Raw genomic sequence first — 18394 nt, 5'->3', positions numbered from 1 at the left:
GATGCGCCCTTCAGCTCGCGGTGATGATGGTGCCGACATGCTCGCCCGCGAGCGCGCGGGTGAGGTTGCCGGGGACGAGGCCGTTGATGATCTGCACCTCGCGGACATGCCGCGAGGCGTTGAGCAGATCGAGCACCGGGAATTCCAGGATGGAGTCCTGCAGGCCCTTGGCCTTCATCTCCGCCACCGAGATCTTCGGGATGAACGTCGCGTTCTTCGACGTCTTCGGGTTGGCGGTGTAGAGGCCGTTCTCGTCCTTCACATAGATCATCGCCTTGCAGCCGAACTGCTCGGCGACGAGGAAGCATCCGGCGTCGGTGCGGTAGGGCGGGATCACGCCCTCGGCCGCGGGCCGCATCCACAGGCTATAGGGCGGCATGCCGCTGAAGATCACCGCATTCACCTCGGCGAGGAACAGCGGCACCGACGAGAGCCCGGCGCTGCTGACGGCGGAGATGCCGTGCTTGGCAAGCAGTTGCCCGAGCATCGCGGCGTTCTGGTCGGCGACGGAGGCGCCGAGCTGCGACAGCACGCCGGCCGGCAGGCGAAGCCCGGCCGCGATCGAATACAGATGCCGCGCGCGGGTGCCGGCGCCGGTTCCGATCAGGAGCTTGTGCGCCTTGCGCGCCGCGACGATCTCCTCGACCACCGGATAGACCGCGGCGCGGCCGCGATCGATCATGCTCTGGCCGCCGATCTTGATGACGGTCGCATCCGGCAGGATGCGGAAGTCGGAAGCCTTCTCCGCTGCGGCGACAAGCTGCGGGTCGGTGAGCGAGCGCTGCATCAGCAGGGCTTCGAGCTCGGTGGTCGTGGTCGACATCAGAGACACCTCTCTTGTCAATGCATTCTCTGCGGTGGCCTTGCCGGGCCTGAACACTGGCCGCGAGTCTTGCTGGATAGTTCGGCCCATGGCAACAAGGATCGCTGCCGTTTAGCGGCTGAACATGGAGCAGGCAATGGCGCCCTTGCCGACCGCGACCACCGAGATCGTGCAATTCTTCCGCGAGTGGCTGGAAACCTTCTCGGGCTATGTCCGCGAGGTCGACTATGCCTCGGCTCGGCCGCTCTTCCATCCTGACGTGCTGGCCTTCGGCACGCATAACGATGTCATCCCCGGCCTCGATCAATGGGTCACGACGCAGTGGGACAACGTCTGGCCGAAGACGAGCGACTTCCGTTTCGTCCTCGATCAGGTCTCGGTCTTGGCTTCACCTGATGGCACGATGGCGACGGTGATCGCGCCATGGACCAGCACGGGCTATCACCCCGATGGCAGCGCGTTTGCGCGCCCGGGCCGCGCGACCATGATCTTTTCGAAGAACGCCGATCGCTGGCTGTGCGTGCATTCGCACATGTCGCTCAATCGCGGTATCCCGCAGGCGAGCCACGCCAACCGGCCGGTGAAGGCCTGGTAGACGCGACCGGAATAGAAAAGGCCCCGGACGTGTCCGGGGCCTTGTGATTTCGATATGTCGCGGAGCCTACTCGGGCTGGCCGATGCTCACCTTCAGCGTGCCGACACCGTCGACGCCGCATTCGAGCTTGTCGCCGGGCTGCAGCTGCGACACGCCGGCCGGCGTGCCCGTCATGATGATGTCGCCGGCGGCGAGCTTCACCTGCTGGGAGAGCTGCCAGATCGTCTCCGGCACGTTCCAGATCATTTGCTCGAGATCGCCCGTCTGGGCTTCCTTGCCGTTGACCGTGAGCCAGATCTTGCCCTTCGTCGGGTGGCCAATCTTCGAGGCCGGCTGCACCGCGGAGGCGGGCGCGGAGCCGTCGAACGACTTGCCGATCTCCCACGGACGCTCCTTCTTGCGCGAGGCGATCTGGAGGTCACGGCGGGTGAGGTCGATGCCGACGGCGTAGCCGTAGACATGATCCAGCGCCTTCTCGGCGGGAATGTTGAGGCCGCCGCTCTTGAGCGCGACGATCAGCTCGACCTCGTGATGCAGGTCCTTGGTCAGCGGCGGATAGGGAATGGTCGCGCCGTCGGGCACCAGCATGTCGGCGTGCTTGGCGAAGAAGAACGGCGGTGCGCGCTCGTCATTGCCCATCTCGCGGATGTGCTCGAGATAGTTGCGGCCGACGCACCAGATGCGGCGCACGGGAAAGCGGCCGCTCTCCCCGACGACGGGAAGCGAAGCCTGGGGCGGAAGCGGGATGACGTAGGAGGCGGCGTTCATGGAGCGGTCTCGCTGCTCTTGGTGGGGTGAAGGAACTCTATGCGGTTGCGCTGATCGGCGCCAGAGTGCCGGCGTCGCGATGTTGCAGGCGGAAGAACGAGGCGTAGCGGCCGGAGCGGCGCAGCAGCTCGTCGTGGCGGCCCTGCTCGACGATCTCGCCGCCCTCGACCACCAGAATGGCGTCGGCGTGCATGATGGTGTGCAGGCGGTGCGCGATCACGATGGTGGTGCGGTTCTGGCAGAGATGCTCGATCGCCTCCTGCACCTGCCGCTCGGACTCCGAGTCGAGCGCGGCGGTGGCCTCATCGAGCAGGATGATCGGTGCGCTCTTGAGCAGCGCGCGCGCCACTGCGATGCGCTGGCGCTGGCCGCCGGAGAGCTGCGTGCCGTGCTCGCCGACCGGCGTGTCGTAGCCGAGCGGGAAGCCCGCGATGAAATCATGCGCGCAGGCCGCCTTGGCGGCCTCGATGATCTCGTCCTCGCTCGCACCCGGCTTGCCGAAGGCGATGTTGTTGCGGATGGTGTCGCGGAACAGATAGACGTCCTGGCCGACATAGGCTGTCTGGGCGCGCAGCGATTTGCGCGAGACCGCGCCGATCGACTGGCCGTCGATCACGATGTCGCCCTGCGTCACCTCGTAGAACCGAAGCAGCAGCGCCAGCACGGTCGACTTGCCGCCGCCGGACGGGCCGACCAGCGCGGTGACCTTGCCGGGCTCGGCGACGAAGCTCATGCGGTTGAGGATGGTCTCGTTGGCACGGTAGGAGAAGCTGACATCGCGCAGCTCGATCCGGGCGTCGGAGAGCTTCAGCGCCGGCTTGTCGTCGTCTGACCGCTCGCTCGCCGGGCTGTCGATGATCTCGAGCAGCATGCGGGCGCCGACGAGCTGGCTGTTGAGGTCGATGTTGAGCCGCGCCAGCCGCTTGGCCGGCTCGGTCGCCATCAGGAACGCGGTCATGAACGAGAAGAACGCGCCGGGCGTGGCGTTGAGCGCGACCACGGCGTACCCGCCGTACATCAGGCAGCCGGCGACGGCGAAGCCGCCGAGCATCTCCATCAGCGGATTGGAGCGGTTGGCGACGCGGGCCATCTTGTTGGCGTTGCGCTCGACGATCGCGATGTTCTCGTCGATGCGCTTCTGCATGGTCTCTTCGAGCGTGAAGGCCTTGACGGTGCGGATGCCCTGCAGCGATTCCTGCATCGTCTCCATGATGTCGGCAGTGCCGGTGAACTGGTTGAAGGCGAGGCCCTTGATGCGCTTGACCAGCTTGCGCAGCACCAGCATCGCCGGCGGCACCGCGACGAGGCCGATGAACGACATCAGCGGGTCCTGCCACACCATCACGCCGATCATCGCGAGCAGCATCAGCAAGTCGCGGCCGATGGCGTTGACCAGCATATTGAGCACGTCGGTGATGGATTTGGCGCCGGCCGTCAGCCGCGCCAGGAACTCGGACGAATGCCGCTCGGAGAAGAAGCCGACGCTCTCGCGCATCAGCTTTGCAAACAGCTGGCGCTGGTTGGTGGCGAGGATGGCGTTGCTGATCTTGGTCAGGATCACCATGTGGCCGTAGGTCGCGACGCCCTTGATGAAGAGCAGGACCACGGTGATCCCGGAGAACATCGCGATGCCCGGGATGTTCTTGTCGACATAGGCCTGGTTGATGACCTGGCCGAGCACGTAGGTCGCGCCGGCAGTCGAGCCCGCAGCGAGCGCCATCAGCGCGAAGGCGACGAGGTAGCGCCGCCAGTAGACGACGCCCTGCTCGGTGACGAGGCGGCGAATCAGGACCGCTGCCGCATAGGGGTCGTCGGTGATTTTCTTTGGAAACTGAGCCATCCGGTGTCCATTGACGGCTCAGGCTTAAAAGCCTGCCCGCGCGTCAGGGATCGATGGGCCTCTGTGCCCGCTCAAGCGGGGTTTTTCAAGCCCAATTAAGGGCTTGCGCTGGGGACGATTCTAGGCCGAGGCGGCGTGGCGGAGCTCGCCATGGCGTTCGCGGAACAGCTTGTCCTCCCAGGCCAGCGCATGGGCTGCGATGGTCTCGAGGTCGTCGTATTGCGGTTTCCAGTCGAGCAGGCCGCGGATGCGGCTGGTGTCGGCGACCATGGTCATGATGTCGCCGGGCCGGCGCGGGGCGTACTGGACCGCGAAGCTGCGCCCCGAAACCCGCCGGACGGCGTCGATGGTCTCCAGCACCGAATAGCCGCGGCCGTAGCCGCAGTTCAGCGTGGTCGAGGCGCCGCCGTTGCGCAGGTAAGCCAGCGCCGAGCGATGGGCCTGGGAGAGGTCCGTGACATGGATGAAGTCGCGGATGCAGCTGCCGTCCTGGGTCGGATAGTCGGTGCCGAACACGTCGATCTTGGCGCGCTGGCCGGTGGCGGCTTCGACCGCGATCTTGAGCAGATGCGTCGCGCCGACGGTGGCGAGCCCGATGCGCGCCTGCGGATCGGCGCCGGCGACGTTGAAATAACGCAAGGTGACGTACTGCATGCCATAGGCGGCGGCGACGTCGTGCAGCATGATCTCGGTCATCAGCTTCGAGGAGCCGTAAGGCGACAGCGGCCGCGTCGGCGCGTGCTCGGGCACCGGCACCTGGTCCGGATTGCCGTAGACGGCGGCGGTCGAGGAGAAGATGAAGCGGCCGATGCCGCGCTTGACCGCGACGTTGAGCAGGTTGCGCGCCGTGGTGAAATTGTTGCGGTAGTAGCCGAGCGGATCGCGCATCGAATCCGGCACGACCACGGAGCCGGCGAAATGGATGATGCTTTCGATGTTGTGCTGGGCGATCACGCCCTCGAGCAGGTTCTCGTCGCCGGCGTCGCCGATGAACAGCGGCACGCCCTCGGGAAGATAGGCCGAGAAACCGGTCGACAGATCGTCGATCACGACGACGTCCTCGCCGGCCTCCGCCAGCGCCAGGACCGTATGGCTTCCGATATAACCGGCGCCGCCGGTGACTAGCACAGTCATGGTCTCACCCGTCTGCGATCAACGCGCAAAGCTAGCGCTTGCGTGGTGAAGAGGGGGTATCGGCGCGGCTGAACTGGTCACTATGCTTAATGTTGCGTATAGGGACCTTTCGAAACGGAGCATGACGTGGCGAATTCCCCAGCCGATCTCGAAGTGATCGTGCCAAATCTGCACAGGCGCTATTCCGGGGTCACCGCGACCAACCGGATGGTGGCGCCGCGGCTGGCGAAGCTGTATCGCGCCGCCTGGTTCGGCTCCGACGCGCCGGAGGGGATCGCGCGGCTGAGTGGGGGCGATCTCTTCAAGCTCTGGCGCCGCAGGCAGCCCCTGATCTGGCATGCGCGGCGCAACAACGAGATGATCGCGGGTGTCGTGCTGCGTGCGCTCGGCTGGCCGCTGAAGCTGGTGTTCACCTCGGCGGCGCAGCGGCACCACTCATGGATCACGCGCTGGCTGATCCGGCGCATGGACGCGATCATCGCGACGTCAGATCTCTCCGCCTCGTTCCTGAAGGTGAAGGCGACCGTGATCCCGCATGGCGTGGACACCGATGTCTATGCACCGCCGACCGATCGCGCCGCGGCTTTTGCCGAAAGCGGTCTGCCGGGCCGCTACGCCATCGGCTGCTTCGGCCGCGTGCGCGCGCAGAAGGGCACCGATGTGTTCGTCGATGCGATGTGCCGCCTGCTGCCGCAGCATCCGGATTTCACCGCTGTGATCGTCGGGCAAATCACGGCCGAGCAGACGCCCTTCGCGAATGATCTGAAGAAGCGCATCGAGGCAGCGGGCCTGCAAGCGCGCATCGTCATCACCGGCGAATTGGGAATCGAAGCGGTGCAGCGCTGGTATCAGCGATTGACGATCTACGCCTTCACCTCACGCAACGAAGGTTTTGGTTTGACGCTGATCGAGGCGATGGCGGCGGGCAGCGCGCTGGTCGCTGCGCGCGCCGGCGCGGCCGAGCTTGTCGTCGAGGAGGGCGTCACCGGCGTGCTGATTCCGACCGGCGATGCGGATGCGCTGGCCGCGGCCCTCGAGCCGCTGATGCGCGACGTCGCGGCTGCGACGGCAATGGGCGAGCGGGGGCGGGCGCGGGTGCTCGAAAAATTCAGCCTCGATGCCGAAGCGGCGCGGATCGGCGAGGTCTATCGGCCGCTGCTGTGAGCATCGCTCGACAAAACTGCGAAAACAACCCCATGCACAGTAGCCGGCAATAACGGAATCAACGGCTTGGCGGCGGGCGTCGCCTCTTGCGGATTTTTCGAAGTCGATTTGACCCGTCGGGCAAAACAGTGCGAGGCAGGTAGCATCCCAAAACGTCCGATCGCACCGCCGCTGCAGGCCCGCACTCCGCTCCTTCCGCGCGATCCGATCAGACCGACGCCTCGCGGCTCGGCTTCTTTTTCGCGTTCTGGCGCAGGAAGCTGACTTCAAGCTCGTCGCCATTGACGCGATCGAGCTGGCACCTGCGATAGGCAAGCCCGGTCGAGGACAGCACGAGGAAGAACTCGGTCAGCGCGAGGCCTTCGATGGAGGTTTCGACGCGCAGCGTGGCCGAATTCTCGGACACGTCCTTGACCAGGCAGGGACGACGCCAGGTGCCGTCGATCGCCATCATCTGCGCCGTCAGCGGCCGCTCGAAGGCGACGCGTCGGCTCTCACGTTCCTTTTCCGTGGGCATTCCCTAGCGCTGCGCCTGCAGCTGCGAATAGACGCCGGTTGCTCGCGGTGCCGTGTGAGGCGGCGGGCGAAGCCTGCGCTCATAGCTGTCTGCAAGATCGAGCAGACGCTTTTGGATGAAAGGATCAGCCTTCGTCGCGAGCTCGCGGATGTGCTCGGCGCGTCCCCTGATGAAGTCTTCGTCCATTGGCTGTTTCCCCTTGAAGCAAGAGGATGCCAATTCTTCCCGAGGGTGTAAGCAACATATGTTAGGCCCGCCACGCATGGCGGCGCCGCTCAGGTCGTGACCCGTGCGGCAGCTTCCCCCAGCACGCGCTGCGCAATCGCCACCACCTCGCTCGCCGCGATGTCCCGCATGCAGCGATGGTCGTTCATCTTGCAGATCGTGCTCTGGCAGGGCTGGCACGACAGCACGCTCTTGTCCTGAACCACGGTCGCGGCGAGGCCGTTGAGGGGAGCCCAGAGATAGGGACTGGTCGGGCCGAAAATGCCCATGGTGGGCGTGCCGAGCGCGGCTGCGATGTGCATCAGGCCGGAATCGTTGGAGATCGCAACGCCCGCCGCCGCCATGGCCAGCACGCCGTTGCGCAAATCATTGCCGGTGAGGTCCCGCACCCCAGGGCCGCCCGCGGCGACGATCTCCTGGGCGAGGCCTTTTTCGGCGGGGCCGCCGACCACCCAGACCTCGAGGCCGCGCTCGACCAGCAGGCGGGCGGCTTCCGGGTAATAGGTCCAGCGCTTGGAGACGCCGACCGAGCCGGGCGCGAGCGCCACGGCGGCGCCGGCGCTGAGCCCGTTGGCCTGGCGCCAGCGGGCGATCTCGTCGGCAGGGACCCGCAATTGCGGCACCGGCCATTCCGGCGGCAGCGGCGCGCCGTCGGGCTGGGCCAGCGCAGCGTTCTTGTCGATGAAGCGGGGCAGCTTCTTCTCGCCCCAGCGCCAGCGGTTGAGCAGGCCGAACCGGAACTCGCCGACGAAGCCGACCCGTTCGGGAATGCCGGCCAGCGCCGGCGCAATGGCCGCCTTCCAAGTCCGGGGCAGCACCAGGGCGGTGCCGTAATCCCGCTCGCGGAGCAGCTTTGCCAGGCCGAACTGCCGGCCTACGGCCAGCCGGCTGCGCGGCAGGTCCCAAACAATGCCCTGGCGCACGCCGGGCATGTAATCGACCAGCGGGGCGCACAGGGACGTGGTCAGGAGATCCACCGGCCGGTTCGGCCAGCGCTCCTTCAGGACCCGCACCACGGTGTGATTCCGCACGAAATCGCCGATCCACATGTAGGGAACGATCAGGATCGGGCGCGTGTCGCTCCGGTCTGCGTTTCCACTAAGCTGCGAATCTTGGTTCATTCGTTAATAGGACCGAAGAGGGCTGATGTGGCGGTTCGGTTAGCCGCTCCGGGCCGGAACGTAAAGCCGGGAGAGTGCAAGTCCAAAGCTCCCGCCCAAAATGCTTACACTTTGGCAGATGATGCGCTACGGCAGGATCGGACCTTAAGAAAATCGGGCAGGTAGGTGGAATGTTGCTGGTGACCGGCGGGGCCGGTTTTATCGGATCGAATGTCGTGGCCGCGCTCAATGACGCCGGCCGCAGCGACGTCGTGGTCTGCGACCTGCTCGGCAGCGACGGCAAATGGCGGAACCTGGCCAAGCGCCAGCTTGTGGATATCGTCCCGCCGGCCGAGCTGATGGACTGGCTGAAGGGGCGCAAGCTCGATGCCGTGATCCATCTCGGGGCGATCTCCGCGACCACCGCAACGGACGGCGACCTCGTGTTCGAGAGCAACTTCCGCATGTCGATGCGCCTGTTGGAGTGGTGCACGGCCGGCGCCGTGCCGTTCATCTACGCCTCGTCGGCGGCGACCTATGGTGATGGCGAGACCGGTTTCGACGACGACGCTTCGCTGACGGCGCTGAAGAAGCTGCGGCCGATGAATCTCTACGGCTGGAGCAAGCACATGTTCGATCTCGCGGTCGCCGGTCGCGTCGCGAACGGCGATCCGCTCCCGCCGCAATGGGCAGGCCTGAAATTCTTCAACGTTTTCGGCCCGAACGAGTACCACAAGGGCTCGATGATGAGCGTGCTGGCGCGCCGCTTCGACGACGTCAAGGCCGGCCGCGTCGTGCAGCTGTTCAAGTCGCACCGCGAGGGCATCGCCCACGGCGACCAGCGCCGCGACTTCATCTATGTCGATGACGTCGTGCGCGTCGTCATGTGGCTGCTGGCAACGCCCTCCGTCTCAGGCCTCTTCAACGTCGGCACCGGCAAGGCGCGCAGCTTCAAGGACCTGATGCTGGCTGCCTATGCCGCGCTCGGTGCCAAGCCCAACATCGAATATATCGACATGCCCGAGAGCATCCGCGGTGCCTACCAGTACTTCACCCAGAGCGAGGTCGATCGCCTCTGCCGCGCCGGCTACAATGGCGGCTTCACGACGCTCGAGGACGCGGTAAAGGCCTATGTCGGGGATTATCTCGACCGGCCCGACCGTTTCCGCTGAGGCTCTTTGATCATGGCGACGCCCATTCTCGATTTCGACGCCCTCGCGCAAACCATCTCAGGCCGCACGGTGCTCTGCATCGGCGACATCATGCTGGACGAGTTCGTTTATGGCGAGGTGTCGCGGATCTCGCCGGAAGCCCCGACGCCGGTGATCGCGGCCCAGCGCAGCGAGATCCACATCGGCGGCGCCGGTAATGTCGCGCGCAATATCGCCTCGCTCGGCGTGCGCTGCATCTTCGTCGGCCTCGTCGGCGAGGACGATGCGGGCAAGCGGCTCGCTTCGGCACTGGCCGAACATGGCGCCATCGAAAGCGTGCTGGTGTGCGACCCGTCGCGACCGACCACACGCAAGGTCCGTTTCGTTTCCGAGCATTTTTCCACGCACATGCTTCGCGCGGACTGGGAGCAGGCGACAGCGGCCTCCGACGCGGTCGAGACCGAGCTGATCGAGGCGATCCTGCCGCAGATCGCGCGCGCCGACATCGTGCTGCTGTCCGACTACGCCAAGGGCGTGCTGACCGCGCGCGTGATCCGCCACACCATCGATGCCGCGCGAAAGCTCGGCAAGTCCGTGATCGTCGATCCCAAGAGCCTGAACTGGGCGATCTATCGCGGCGCGACGCTGCTGACGCCCAATCGCAAGGAATTCGCGGAAGCCACCCGCAGCCGCGCCGACACGCCGCAGAGCATTGTCGACGCCAGCGAGGACGTGATGCGGCTCGCCGATTGCGAGGCGATCCTGGTCACGCAGGGCGAGCACGGCATGACGCTGGTGCCGCGCAATGGCGAGGCGGTTCACGTTCCGGCCGTCCCGGTGAAGGTGCGCGACGTCTCCGGCGCCGGTGACACCGTCGCCGCTGCGCTCGCGGTGTCGCTCGCGGCGGGCGCGGACTGGGACACGGCGCTGCGCGTGGCCAATGCCGCCGCCGCCGTCGCCGTCGGCAAGCGGGGCACCGCCAGCGTGAGTGCGGACGAGCTGCGGCGCAAGATCCTGCCGCACGCCACTCTTGCGGCCGAGGAGAAGATCGTGCTCGAGCCTGATACGCTCGACGCGCAGCTCGCCGAATGGCGCCGCCAGGACCTGCGCGTCGGCTTCACCAATGGCTGCTTCGACATCCTGCATCCCGGCCACGTCAAGGTGCTGACCGCGGCGCGCGCCGCCTGCGACCGCCTGATCGTCGGCCTCAACAGCGACGCCTCGGTGCGTCGGCTGAAGGGCGCCGATCGCCCGGTCCAGGACGAGCGCGCGCGTGCGGAAGTGCTGGCCGCGCTCGAAGCGGTCGATCTCGTCGTCATCTTCGAGGAAGACACGCCGATCGAGCTGATCACCCGGATCAAGCCGAGCGCGCTGGTGAAGGGCGGCGACTACACCCGCGAGCAAGTGGTCGGCCACGAGGTCGTCGAGGCCGCGGGCGGCGTGGTCGTGCTGGTCGACATCCTCAAGGGCTTCAGCACCACCGCGCTGGTGCATCGCGCGCGGGGAGGGGGCAAGTGACGGCTCAAGTGACTGGCCAGGCGCCGGCGCTCGCACGGGAGACGATGGGCCAGATGCTGTCGCGCCGCCTGCGCAGCCCGGCGGCCTGGAGCGAGACGGTCGACCTGTTCGCGATCCTCACCGCCGCTTCGCTGCCCTGGTCGACGTCGCTGGCGGGGATCTTCAACGCGCTCATGCTCCTCTGCATGGTGCCGTTCCTCGACGTCCGCGCCTTCCTGCAATCGCTGAAGCGTCCGATCTGCGTCGCGCCGATCGCGCTGGTCCTGCTCGCGCTGGTCGGAACGCTGTGGTCCGACGCGGCCTGGGGCGCGCGCTTCTATGCGGTCAATCCGACCGTCAAGCTGCTGGTGCTGCCGGTCCTGCTCTACCATTTCGAGCGCTCGTCGCGCGGCCGCTGGATCTTCGTCGCCTTCCTGGTGTCCTGCGCGCTGCTGTCGGTGATGTCCTGGCTGGTCGCCCTCTACCCGAACCTCGCGCTCAAGAACGATCCGCCCGAGCGCGGCATCTTCGTCAAGAACTACATCGACCAGAGCCAGGAATTCGCGCTGTGCGCGGTCGCGCTCGCCTATCCGGTCGTGATGCTGCTGCGCCGGAAGAGCTATTGGCTCGCCGGGCTGCTCACCGCGCTGGCGCTCAGCTTCTTCGTCAACATGGCTTTCGTGGTGGTGTCGCGCACCGCGCTCGTCACCGTTCCGATCATGTTCGGCGTGTTCGCGCTGCTTCATTTGAGCTGGCGCAACATTGCGATCATTTCGGCCGCTTTGCTCGCCGGAGCGCTCGTCGCCTGGCAGGCCTCGCCGCAATTGCGCCGGACCGCCGATACGTTTGCCAGCGATTACAATCGCTATGTCGAGAAGGGCGAACCGACCTCGGCGGGCCTGCGGCTCGAATTCTGGCGGAAGTCGCTGGGCTTCTTCGCGGAGGCGCCGATCAAGGGCCACGGGACGGGCTCGACGCGCGGATTGTTCGAGCGTGTCGCCACACCCAGCGGTCAGTACCAGGCCTCCGCCGAGGTGATCGGCAACCCCCATAACCAGACGCTGAACGTCGCCGTGCAATGGGGCATCATCGGTATCGTCGTCCTCTACGCGATCTGGATCCTGCATCTGCGCCTGTTCCGCGGCGACGGCCTTGCCAACTGGGTCGGCCTGCTGGTGGTCGTGCAGAACGTCTTCACCTCGCTGTTCAACTCCCATTTGTTCGATTTCCACGAGGGCTGGATGTACGTCATCGGCGTCGGCGTCGCCGGCGGCATGGTGATCCGGGCACAACAGGCCGAGGCGAAGATGGGGGAAGCCGGTTCCTGAACGGCCGCGCGGCTGGCAAGTCCGGTTCAGATGGGTTATCAGCGCGGACAGGTTGCACCCAACGGGATATTCATCGGTCGGCGGATGACGCGTCTTTCGCATCTTACCTTGCGCAATTTTCTGATCGCGCTCCACGACCTCCTGGCGACCACGGCGGCGCTGTTCGCTGCCTTCTATCTGCGTTTCGAGGGCGGCGACGGCTTCTACGACCGCCTGCCGCTGCTGTTCCAGATCCTGCCCTATTTCCTCGCCTTCAGCGTGGTCGTGTTCTTCGTCTTCAACCTGACGACGACGAAATGGCGCTTCATCTCGCTGCCTGACGCGCTGAACATCATCCGCGTCGCCGGCGTGCTGACGGTCGCCCTGCTGGTGCTCGACTACGTCTTCGTCGCTCCCAACGTCCGCGGCGCCTTCTTCCTCGGCAAGGTGACCATTGTCCTGTACTGGTTCCTCGAGATCGCCTTCCTCAGCGCATCGCGAATGGCCTATCGCTACTTCCGCTACACGCGGGTGCGGCGCCATGCCCGCACCGAGGATGCGGCGCCGACGCTGCTGATCGGCCGGGCCGCGGATGCCGAGGTGCTGCTGCGCGGCATCGAGAGCGGGGCGATCAAGCGCATCTGGCCGGTCGGCGTGCTTTCGCCGTCGAGCTCGGATCGCGGCCAGTTCATCCGCAACGTGCCAGTGCTGGGCGGCATCGACGACGTCGAGGACGTCATCGCCGACTTCGCCAAGCGCAACAAGGCGATCGCGCGCCTCGTCATGACGCCGTCGGCGTTCGAGCCGGAGGCGCATCCGGAGCAGATCCTGATGCGGGCGCGCAAGCTCGGCGTGATCGTCAACCGCATGCCCTCGCTCGAGAGCGGCGACACGCCGCGCCTCACGGCCGTCGCGGTCGAGGACCTCCTGCTGCGGCCGAGCGAGAAGATCGACTATGCGCGCCTGGAAGCCCTGATCAGGGGCAAGGCCGTGATCGTGACCGGCGGCGGCGGCTCGATCGGTTCCGAGATCTGCGAGCGCGTCGTCGCCTTTGGCGCGGCGCGGCTCCTGATCGTGGAGAATTCCGAGCCGGCCCTCTACGCGATCACGGAGGCGCTCGCTGCGGACAATACGGTCGCCGAGATCGAAGGACGGATCGCCGACATCCGCGACCGCGAGCGCATCATGCGCCTGATGGCCGAGTTCAGGCCTGACATCGTGTTCCATGCCGCGGCGCTGAAACATGTGCCGATCCTCGAGCGCGACTGGAGCGAGGGCGTCAAGACCAACATCTTCGGCTCGATCAACGTCGCCGATGCCGCGCATGCCGCCGGTGCCGAGGCCATGGTGATGATCTCGACCGACAAGGCGATCGAGCCGGTGTCGATGCTCGGCCTCACCAAGCGCTTCGCCGAGATGTATTGCCAGGCGCTCGATCACGACCTCGCGGCGGCCGGCGGCGGCGGAAAGCCGGCGATGCGGCTGATCTCGGTCCGGTTCGGCAACGTGCTGGCCTCGAACGGCTCGGTGGTGCCGAAGTTCAAGGCCCAGATCGAGGCCGGCGGTCCCGTGACGGTGACGCATCCCGACATGGTCCGCTACTTCATGACCATCCGCGAGGCCTGTGATCTCGTCATCACGGCGGCGACGCATGCGCTCGGAACGCAGCGTTCGGACGTCTCGGTCTACGTGCTCAACATGGGCCAGCCGGTGAAGATCGTCGATCTCGCCGAACGCATGATCCGCCTGTCCGGCCTGCAGCCCGGCTACGACATCGAGATCGTGTTCACCGGCATGCGGCCGGGCGAGCGCCTGCACGAGATCCTGTTCGCCTCGGAGGAGCCGACCCGCGAGATCGGCGTTGCCGGCATCATGGCGGCGCAGCCGAACGAGCCGCCGATGCAGACGCTGCGCAAATGGACCGCCGCGCTGGAGCAGGCGATCGCGCGCGACGATCGCGCCACGATCAGGACCATCCTGAAGGATGCGGTCCCCGAATTCGGGTCGACCGCGGCCTGATCATGCAATCCAGAGGCAAGATCGTCGTCGCGAGCCAGCATTACCCGCCGGATCCGAGCACGACGGCGGCGATCATGGCTGAGATCGCCTGCCGCGTCGCCGGGGATCACGAGGTCGTCGTGCTGTCGGGCTCGCCGGGCGCATTGCCTGCAGCGCAGACCGGTCCGGGCAAGCCCCGTGTCGTCGCCATCAAGAACCGGATGGCGGGCAAGGCGGCGCTGGTGCGGCGCGGCCTGTCCGAATTGCTGTTCGTTGCGCGCACCTTCTTCGCGCTGCTCCGGGAGCTCAGGGCAGGCGACGTCGTGCTCACCGTGACCGCGCCGTTCATGCTGCCTTATGCGGTGGCCGCGGCGGCAAAGCTCAGGGGCGCGCGCTCCGCGCTGATCATGCACGACCTCTTTCCCGACGTCCTGGTGATGGCGGGCCTGTTGAAGCCGGGCTCGCTCGTGACGCGGACGATGCGCTTCGCCAACAGCCTGATGTTCCGCGCGCTCAATGCGGTCATCACCATCGGCCGTGACGCCGAGCGGCCGCTGCTGAGTTATTCCGGCATGAGGCGGAACAAGATCCGCTTCATCCCGAACTGGGCGACGCTGGTGCCGGGCCCGCGTCCGCTGTCGCCGGACAATCGGTTCCGCAAGGACCTCTCCGCGCGCTTCGTCGTCGGCCTGTCCGGCAATCTCGGCTTCACCCATGATCCCGAGATCGTGTTCGAGGCCGCGCGCCTGCTCAGGGACGAGCCGGACATCCACTTCCTACTCTCGGGGTGGGGCATCGGCTTTGCGCGGCTGAAGCAGTTGCAGGCCGAAGCGAACCTGCCCAATGTGTCCTTCGTGGCGCGGGTCGAAGACGCCGAGCTCGAGGCGTTTCTGGCAGCGGCCAATCTCTGGATCATTCCGTACCGGAAGGACGTTGCGGGGGTGTCGGTGCCGAGCCGGTTCTACAATCTCCTTGCGGTCGGCCGTCCCGTGGCGCTGGTCTCCGAGCCGGAGGCCGAGGCCGCGCTGACGGTGACGGAGAACGGGCTCGGCTGGGTGGTAACGCCGGGCCGTGCCGACCTGCTCGCAGACGCGATCCGTACGGCGTCCCGTTCCGGCGACGGTGCCATGGCGGAGCGCGCGGTGAAGGCGGCGGCGAAGTTCGACCGCGCCACCGCGATGAACGCCTATGCGGCCCTGATCGACGAGTTGTTGCGCAACCCCGACCTTTCGGAGCAACGATGAGCGAGCGCAAACCGGTGGTGCTGGTGACGGGAGCGAGCGGCTTTGTCGGCCGTCATGTCGTGCCGGCCCTCACAAGCGCGGGCTGGTCGGTGCGCCGCGCGGTGCGCAGCCCCGAGGGCGGCGACGACGAGACGGTGATCGAGACGATCGGTGCGGACACCGACTGGCAGGCGGCGCTCGAGGGCGTCGATGCGGTCGTCCATCTCGCCGCGCGCGTGCATCACAAGCACGAGGAGCATGCGGTCCAGCTTTACCGCAACGTCAACATCGCCGGCACGCTGCACCTGGCGCGCTCCGCGGCGAAAGCCGGCGTGCGCCAGTTCATCTTCATCAGCACCGTGCTGGTGCACGGCCGCAGCAACGAGGGCCGTGCGCCGTTCAGCGAGAGCGACATCCTGACGCCGCGCGGCCTCTACGGGATGTCCAAGGCCGCCGCCGAAGCGGGCTTGAGGACGCTGTCGCGCGACGGCGAGATGAAGATCTCGGTGATCAGGCCGCCGCTGGTCTATGGCGCCGGCGCCAAGGGCAATTTCGCGCTGCTGACGCGTGCGGTCAGCATCGGCCTGCCGCTGCCGTTTGCCGCGATCCGCAACCACCGCGCCTTCCTTGCCGTGCAAAACCTGTCGTCGTTCATCCTGCGCCGGCTCTCTGATCCCGATCCCGTCAGCAATTTCGAGATCTTCCTGGTGGCCGACAAGGAGCAGGTCTCGACGCCCGAATTCATCGAGCGCCTGGCGCGGGCCTCCGGCAAGAACCCGCGGCTGTTCGGCATGCCGCCGGACCTCCTCGGCATGCTGCTCAACGCGATGGGACGGCAGGATACGCATGACAGCCTGATCGGCTCGCTCGAGCTCAACGTCTCCAAGGCGCTCGCGACCGGCTGGCAGCCGGAGGTCTCGCTCGACGAGGGCCTGCTGCTGGCGCTGTCGGCTCAGGGCGCCTGAGGGCGGGAGAAGCGGCGCAGCAGGAATGCGACGGCGATCGCGCCTGCGAGCAGCGAGACGGCGGTGATCGCCGCCGAGCCGGCGCGAACGGCGACGATGGCAAGCATTGCCAGCACGAGATTGAGCGCGAACACTTCGCCGACCACCTGCCGGACGGTGAACCCATTGTCGGTCGCGCGTTGATAGAAATGCGAGCGATGCGCCGACCAGAACTGCTCGCGGCGCGCGATGCGGCGGAACAGCGTGATGGTGGAATCGGCGAGGTAATAGGCCGGGAGCAGCAGCGCCGCCGCCGCATGTCCGTGCCAGGCGAGCTCGAGCAGGCACCAGCCGAGCAGGAGGCCGATCGGCAGGCTGCCGACATCGCCCAGAAACACTTTTGCGATCGGCTTGTTGAACGGCGCGAAGCCGAGCATGGCGCCGCACAGCGCGGTGGCGAGCAGCGCGGCGGGCAGCGAGAGGTCACCAAACCATCCGAGCAGTCCGAGCGCAGCGGTGACCGGCACCACTTCCGCCACAGTCATCAGGTCGAGCCCGTCCATGAAATTGACGAGGTTCACGAACCAGATTCCGGCGATGAGAATGAGGGCGCGTTCAGCGGCAAGCGGCAGGGCCGGAACGATCCGCAGCGTCTCCGGCGCGGTGAATACGACGGCGGCCACGGCTGCCGCCTGCAGCAGGAGCCGAAGCCAGACGGGCAGGGGCCTGATGTCGTCGACGAGCCCGACCAGGGCGATGAGTACGGCGGAGCCGATCAGGGGCAGGGGAATCCCGGCGAGAGACCCGGCCACGAGGAGGGTGGCCGCGATCACCGCGATGCCCCCGCCTTGCGGTGTCGGAATCCTGTGTGACGAGCGCGCGTTCGGACGTGCCAGGGCGTAACGCTGGAGCAGCGGCATGCTCAGCCAGGTGGTGCAGGCGGAGATCGGTGCAGCCAGCACGGCCGGCGCGAGCGTGAACAGCGCCAGTCCGGTCGCGCCGCCCTCGGCCGCGAAGAACATCGTCACTCCGGCACTCCGAGCTGCGCCGAGCCTTGCGCGGCTTTCTCCGCGCTCAGGATCCAGACGAGGCCGCCGACCGCGCCGACGATGAAGTAGACCGCGCCGAACAGCAGCGAGATGTTGACGCCCTCGTTGGCGGCAAGGCCGGCGAAGCCGAAGGCGAGGCCCATGGTGGCTTCGCGCACGCCCCAGCCCGCGATCGAGATCGGCATCATCGTGATCAGCATCACCGGCGGCACGAGCTGGAAGACGTCGCTGAAGCCGACCGGAGCGGCGATCGACTGCACGACGCACCAGGCGATCACGACGGTGAGCACGTGCACGGCGAGCGACAGGATCGAGACGACCGGTCCGCGCCCGCGGCTGAAGAGCACGCGGTTCGCGATCACCGCGCAGGCGTGGATGTGATGCGTGGCCCACCAGGTCTTCAGCCAGCGCCATTTCAGTGCGCCGAAGACCAGGAAGCCGAGACCGCCCGCGAGCGCGGCAAGGTCGATCAACAGCAGCGCCGAGCGCCCGTGCGGATCGGTGATGAGAGCGTAGCTCCAGGGCAGGCTCGCGACGATCAGGATCGCGAGCGCGATCAGGCCGATCGCGCGGTCGACGAAGATCGAGTAGGTCGCGGCGCGCCAGCCGGCGCCGGCGCGCGCGACCAGCCACAGCCGGACCGCATCGCCGCCGATCGCCGAGGGCAGGGTCTGGTTGAAGAACGAGCCGATCACGTTGTAGCGCATGGCGCGGGCGAGCTCGAGCGGCGCGCCGCATTCGGCGCTGATCTCGCGCCAGCGCAGCACGCCGACGAAGATCTGCAGGAAGGTGATCGCGATGGCGAGGCCGATCCAGAACAGGCTGCTCACGGTGAAGCGCGAAAACAGCTCGGACAGGTTGACCTTGCGTAGCGCCAAATAGAGCAGCGCCGCGGAAATCAGGATCTTGGCCGCAGAAAGCAGGATTCGGCGCATCTCGCCCGCATGATCAGGGTTTGCGAAGATTTGAGGCAACCCGACGCGAGGCGCCGAATTCGGCCGCTTTGGTATGGTCTTGGCGCCGATCTTGCAATAGCGGTGATCAGCACGCTGATCGGAG

The 18394-nt window shown here is 66.7% G+C and carries 17 protein-coding genes; 8 read left to right on the top strand and 9 right to left on the bottom strand.

What is annotated here, in order from left to right; translation table 11 throughout:
• Nucleotides 1-10: 10 nt before the first annotated feature.
• Nucleotides 11-823 (bottom strand): amino acid kinase family protein, encoded by an 813-nt coding sequence (locus tag JQ617_RS09355; protein WP_212026074.1) that lies wholly within the window; start codon nucleotides 821-823, stop codon nucleotides 11-13.
• Between the two features lie 136 nt (nucleotides 824-959).
• Between JQ617_RS09355 and JQ617_RS09350 the strand changes: the two genes are divergently transcribed.
• Nucleotides 960-1418 carry a YybH family protein gene (locus tag JQ617_RS09350; protein ID WP_212026073.1) on the top strand — a complete coding sequence of 153 codons (459 nt, stop codon included), beginning with the start codon at nucleotides 960-962 and terminating at the stop codon, nucleotides 1416-1418.
• 66 nt (nucleotides 1419-1484) lie between these two features.
• Here JQ617_RS09350 and JQ617_RS09345 read toward each other — a convergent pair whose 3' ends face one another.
• The 3 genes from JQ617_RS09345 to galE all read right to left on the bottom strand — a co-directional run bounded on the left by JQ617_RS09345 (nucleotide 1485) and on the right by galE (nucleotide 5160).
• Nucleotides 1485-2186 (bottom strand): fumarylacetoacetate hydrolase family protein, encoded by a 702-nt coding sequence (locus JQ617_RS09345; RefSeq protein ID WP_063688010.1) that lies wholly within the window; start codon nucleotides 2184-2186, stop codon nucleotides 1485-1487.
• A gap of 37 nt (nucleotides 2187-2223) precedes the next feature.
• The gene (locus tag JQ617_RS09340; protein ID WP_212026072.1) at nucleotides 2224-4026 is read right to left on the bottom strand and encodes an ABC transporter ATP-binding protein; all 1803 of its coding nucleotides are present in this window, start codon (nucleotides 4024-4026) and stop codon (nucleotides 2224-2226) included.
• Nucleotides 4027-4146: 120 nt separating this feature from the next.
• On the bottom strand, nucleotides 4147-5160 hold the full coding sequence (gene galE, locus JQ617_RS09335; RefSeq protein ID WP_063688006.1) for a UDP-glucose 4-epimerase GalE: 1014 nt from the start codon (nucleotides 5158-5160) through the stop codon (nucleotides 4147-4149).
• A 126-nt stretch (nucleotides 5161-5286) separates the two neighbouring features.
• Here galE and JQ617_RS09330 point away from each other — a divergent pair, with 126 nt between their 5' ends.
• Nucleotides 5287-6324 carry a glycosyltransferase family 4 protein gene (locus JQ617_RS09330; RefSeq protein WP_212026071.1) on the top strand — a complete coding sequence of 346 codons (1038 nt, stop codon included), beginning with the start codon at nucleotides 5287-5289 and terminating at the stop codon, nucleotides 6322-6324.
• A 208-nt stretch (nucleotides 6325-6532) separates the two neighbouring features.
• Here the strand turns inward: JQ617_RS09330 and JQ617_RS09325 are convergent, their stop codons facing one another.
• From JQ617_RS09325 to waaF, 3 genes are all read right to left on the bottom strand, one after another.
• A complete protein-coding gene (locus JQ617_RS09325; protein ID WP_063688002.1) occupies nucleotides 6533-6841 on the bottom strand; it encodes a hypothetical protein in 309 nt (102 codons plus the stop codon).
• 3 nt (nucleotides 6842-6844) lie between these two features.
• Nucleotides 6845-7027 carry a hypothetical protein gene (locus JQ617_RS09320; protein ID WP_212026070.1) on the bottom strand — a complete coding sequence of 61 codons (183 nt, stop codon included), beginning with the start codon at nucleotides 7025-7027 and terminating at the stop codon, nucleotides 6845-6847.
• 89 nt (nucleotides 7028-7116) lie between these two features.
• Entirely contained in the window at nucleotides 7117-8187 is a 1071-nt protein-coding gene (waaF, locus tag JQ617_RS09315; RefSeq protein ID WP_212026069.1) for a lipopolysaccharide heptosyltransferase II, read from the bottom strand.
• Between the two features lie 170 nt (nucleotides 8188-8357).
• Between waaF and rfaD the strand changes: the two genes are divergently transcribed.
• The 6 genes from rfaD to JQ617_RS09285 all read left to right on the top strand — a co-directional run bounded on the left by rfaD (nucleotide 8358) and on the right by JQ617_RS09285 (nucleotide 16307).
• Nucleotides 8358-9338 carry an ADP-glyceromanno-heptose 6-epimerase gene (gene rfaD / locus JQ617_RS09310; protein WP_212026068.1) on the top strand — a complete coding sequence of 327 codons (981 nt, stop codon included), beginning with the start codon at nucleotides 8358-8360 and terminating at the stop codon, nucleotides 9336-9338.
• Nucleotides 9339-9350: 12 nt separating this feature from the next.
• Nucleotides 9351-10835, top strand: coding sequence for a D-glycero-beta-D-manno-heptose-7-phosphate kinase (gene rfaE1 / locus JQ617_RS09305; RefSeq protein ID WP_212026067.1), 1485 nt, complete (start codon nucleotides 9351-9353; stop codon nucleotides 10833-10835).
• A 44-nt stretch (nucleotides 10836-10879) separates the two neighbouring features.
• Nucleotides 10880-12142 (top strand): O-antigen ligase family protein, encoded by a 1263-nt coding sequence (locus JQ617_RS09300; RefSeq protein ID WP_212026792.1) that lies wholly within the window; start codon nucleotides 10880-10882, stop codon nucleotides 12140-12142.
• A gap of 84 nt (nucleotides 12143-12226) precedes the next feature.
• Nucleotides 12227-14140: an SDR family NAD(P)-dependent oxidoreductase gene (locus JQ617_RS09295; protein ID WP_212026066.1), complete on the top strand. Its 1914-nt coding sequence runs from the start codon at nucleotides 12227-12229 to the stop codon at nucleotides 14138-14140.
• Nucleotides 14141-14142: 2 nt separating this feature from the next.
• Nucleotides 14143-15363 (top strand): glycosyltransferase family 4 protein, encoded by a 1221-nt coding sequence (locus JQ617_RS09290; RefSeq protein WP_212026065.1) that lies wholly within the window; start codon nucleotides 14143-14145, stop codon nucleotides 15361-15363.
• Nucleotides 15360-16307: an NAD-dependent epimerase/dehydratase family protein gene (locus JQ617_RS09285; protein ID WP_212026064.1), complete on the top strand. Its 948-nt coding sequence runs from the start codon at nucleotides 15360-15362 to the stop codon at nucleotides 16305-16307. Before JQ617_RS09290 ends, JQ617_RS09285 begins: the two co-directional genes overlap by 4 nt.
• Here JQ617_RS09285 and JQ617_RS09280 read toward each other — a convergent pair.
• Together JQ617_RS09280 and JQ617_RS09275 are read right to left on the bottom strand one after the other, a co-directional pair.
• On the bottom strand, nucleotides 16295-17308 hold the full coding sequence (locus JQ617_RS09280) for an MraY family glycosyltransferase (RefSeq protein WP_212026791.1): 1014 nt from the start codon (nucleotides 17306-17308) through the stop codon (nucleotides 16295-16297). The genes JQ617_RS09285 and JQ617_RS09280 overlap by 13 nt on opposite strands.
• 2 nt (nucleotides 17309-17310) lie before the next feature.
• Entirely contained in the window at nucleotides 17311-18270 is a 960-nt protein-coding gene (locus tag JQ617_RS09275; RefSeq protein WP_212026063.1) for a lysylphosphatidylglycerol synthase transmembrane domain-containing protein, read from the bottom strand.
• Between the last annotated feature and the right edge of the window lie 124 nt (nucleotides 18271-18394).

Source organism: Bradyrhizobium sp. KB893862 SZCCT0404 (assembly GCF_018130885.1).
Classification (GTDB): domain Bacteria; phylum Pseudomonadota; class Alphaproteobacteria; order Rhizobiales; family Xanthobacteraceae; genus Bradyrhizobium; species Bradyrhizobium stylosanthis.
The sequence above is the reverse complement of the archived record's forward strand: the minus strand, read 5'-3'. Positions and strand labels throughout refer to the sequence as shown.

Bases quoted from the DNA above. Each gene is read 5' to 3' on its own strand.
- JQ617_RS09355 (WP_212026074.1), bottom strand. From the start codon at position 823: ATGTCGACCACGACCACCGAGCTCGAAGCCCTGCTGATGCAGCGCTCG.
- waaF (WP_212026069.1), bottom strand. From the start codon at position 8,187: ATGAACCAAGATTCGCAGCTTAGTGGAAACGCAGACCGGAGCGACACG.
- JQ617_RS09350 (WP_212026073.1), top strand. From the start codon at position 960: ATGGCGCCCTTGCCGACCGCGACCACCGAGATCGTGCAATTCTTCCGC.
- galE (WP_063688006.1), bottom strand. From the start codon at position 5,160: ATGACTGTGCTAGTCACCGGCGGCGCCGGTTATATCGGAAGCCATACG.
- rfaD (WP_212026068.1), top strand. From the start codon at position 8,358: ATGTTGCTGGTGACCGGCGGGGCCGGTTTTATCGGATCGAATGTCGTG.
- JQ617_RS09325 (WP_063688002.1), bottom strand. From the start codon at position 6,841: ATGCCCACGGAAAAGGAACGTGAGAGCCGACGCGTCGCCTTCGAGCGG.
- JQ617_RS09275 (WP_212026063.1), bottom strand. From the start codon at position 18,270: ATGCGCCGAATCCTGCTTTCTGCGGCCAAGATCCTGATTTCCGCGGCG.
- JQ617_RS09340 (WP_212026072.1), bottom strand. From the start codon at position 4,026: ATGGCTCAGTTTCCAAAGAAAATCACCGACGACCCCTATGCGGCAGCG.
- JQ617_RS09280 (WP_212026791.1), bottom strand. From the start codon at position 17,308: ATGTTCTTCGCGGCCGAGGGCGGCGCGACCGGACTGGCGCTGTTCACG.
- JQ617_RS09320 (WP_212026070.1), bottom strand. From the start codon at position 7,027: ATGGACGAAGACTTCATCAGGGGACGCGCCGAGCACATCCGCGAGCTC.
- JQ617_RS09290 (WP_212026065.1), top strand. From the start codon at position 14,143: ATGCAATCCAGAGGCAAGATCGTCGTCGCGAGCCAGCATTACCCGCCG.
- JQ617_RS09300 (WP_212026792.1), top strand. From the start codon at position 10,880: ATGGGCCAGATGCTGTCGCGCCGCCTGCGCAGCCCGGCGGCCTGGAGC.
- rfaE1 (WP_212026067.1), top strand. From the start codon at position 9,351: ATGGCGACGCCCATTCTCGATTTCGACGCCCTCGCGCAAACCATCTCA.
- JQ617_RS09295 (WP_212026066.1), top strand. From the start codon at position 12,227: ATGACGCGTCTTTCGCATCTTACCTTGCGCAATTTTCTGATCGCGCTC.
- JQ617_RS09285 (WP_212026064.1), top strand. From the start codon at position 15,360: ATGAGCGAGCGCAAACCGGTGGTGCTGGTGACGGGAGCGAGCGGCTTT.
- JQ617_RS09345 (WP_063688010.1), bottom strand. From the start codon at position 2,186: ATGAACGCCGCCTCCTACGTCATCCCGCTTCCGCCCCAGGCTTCGCTT.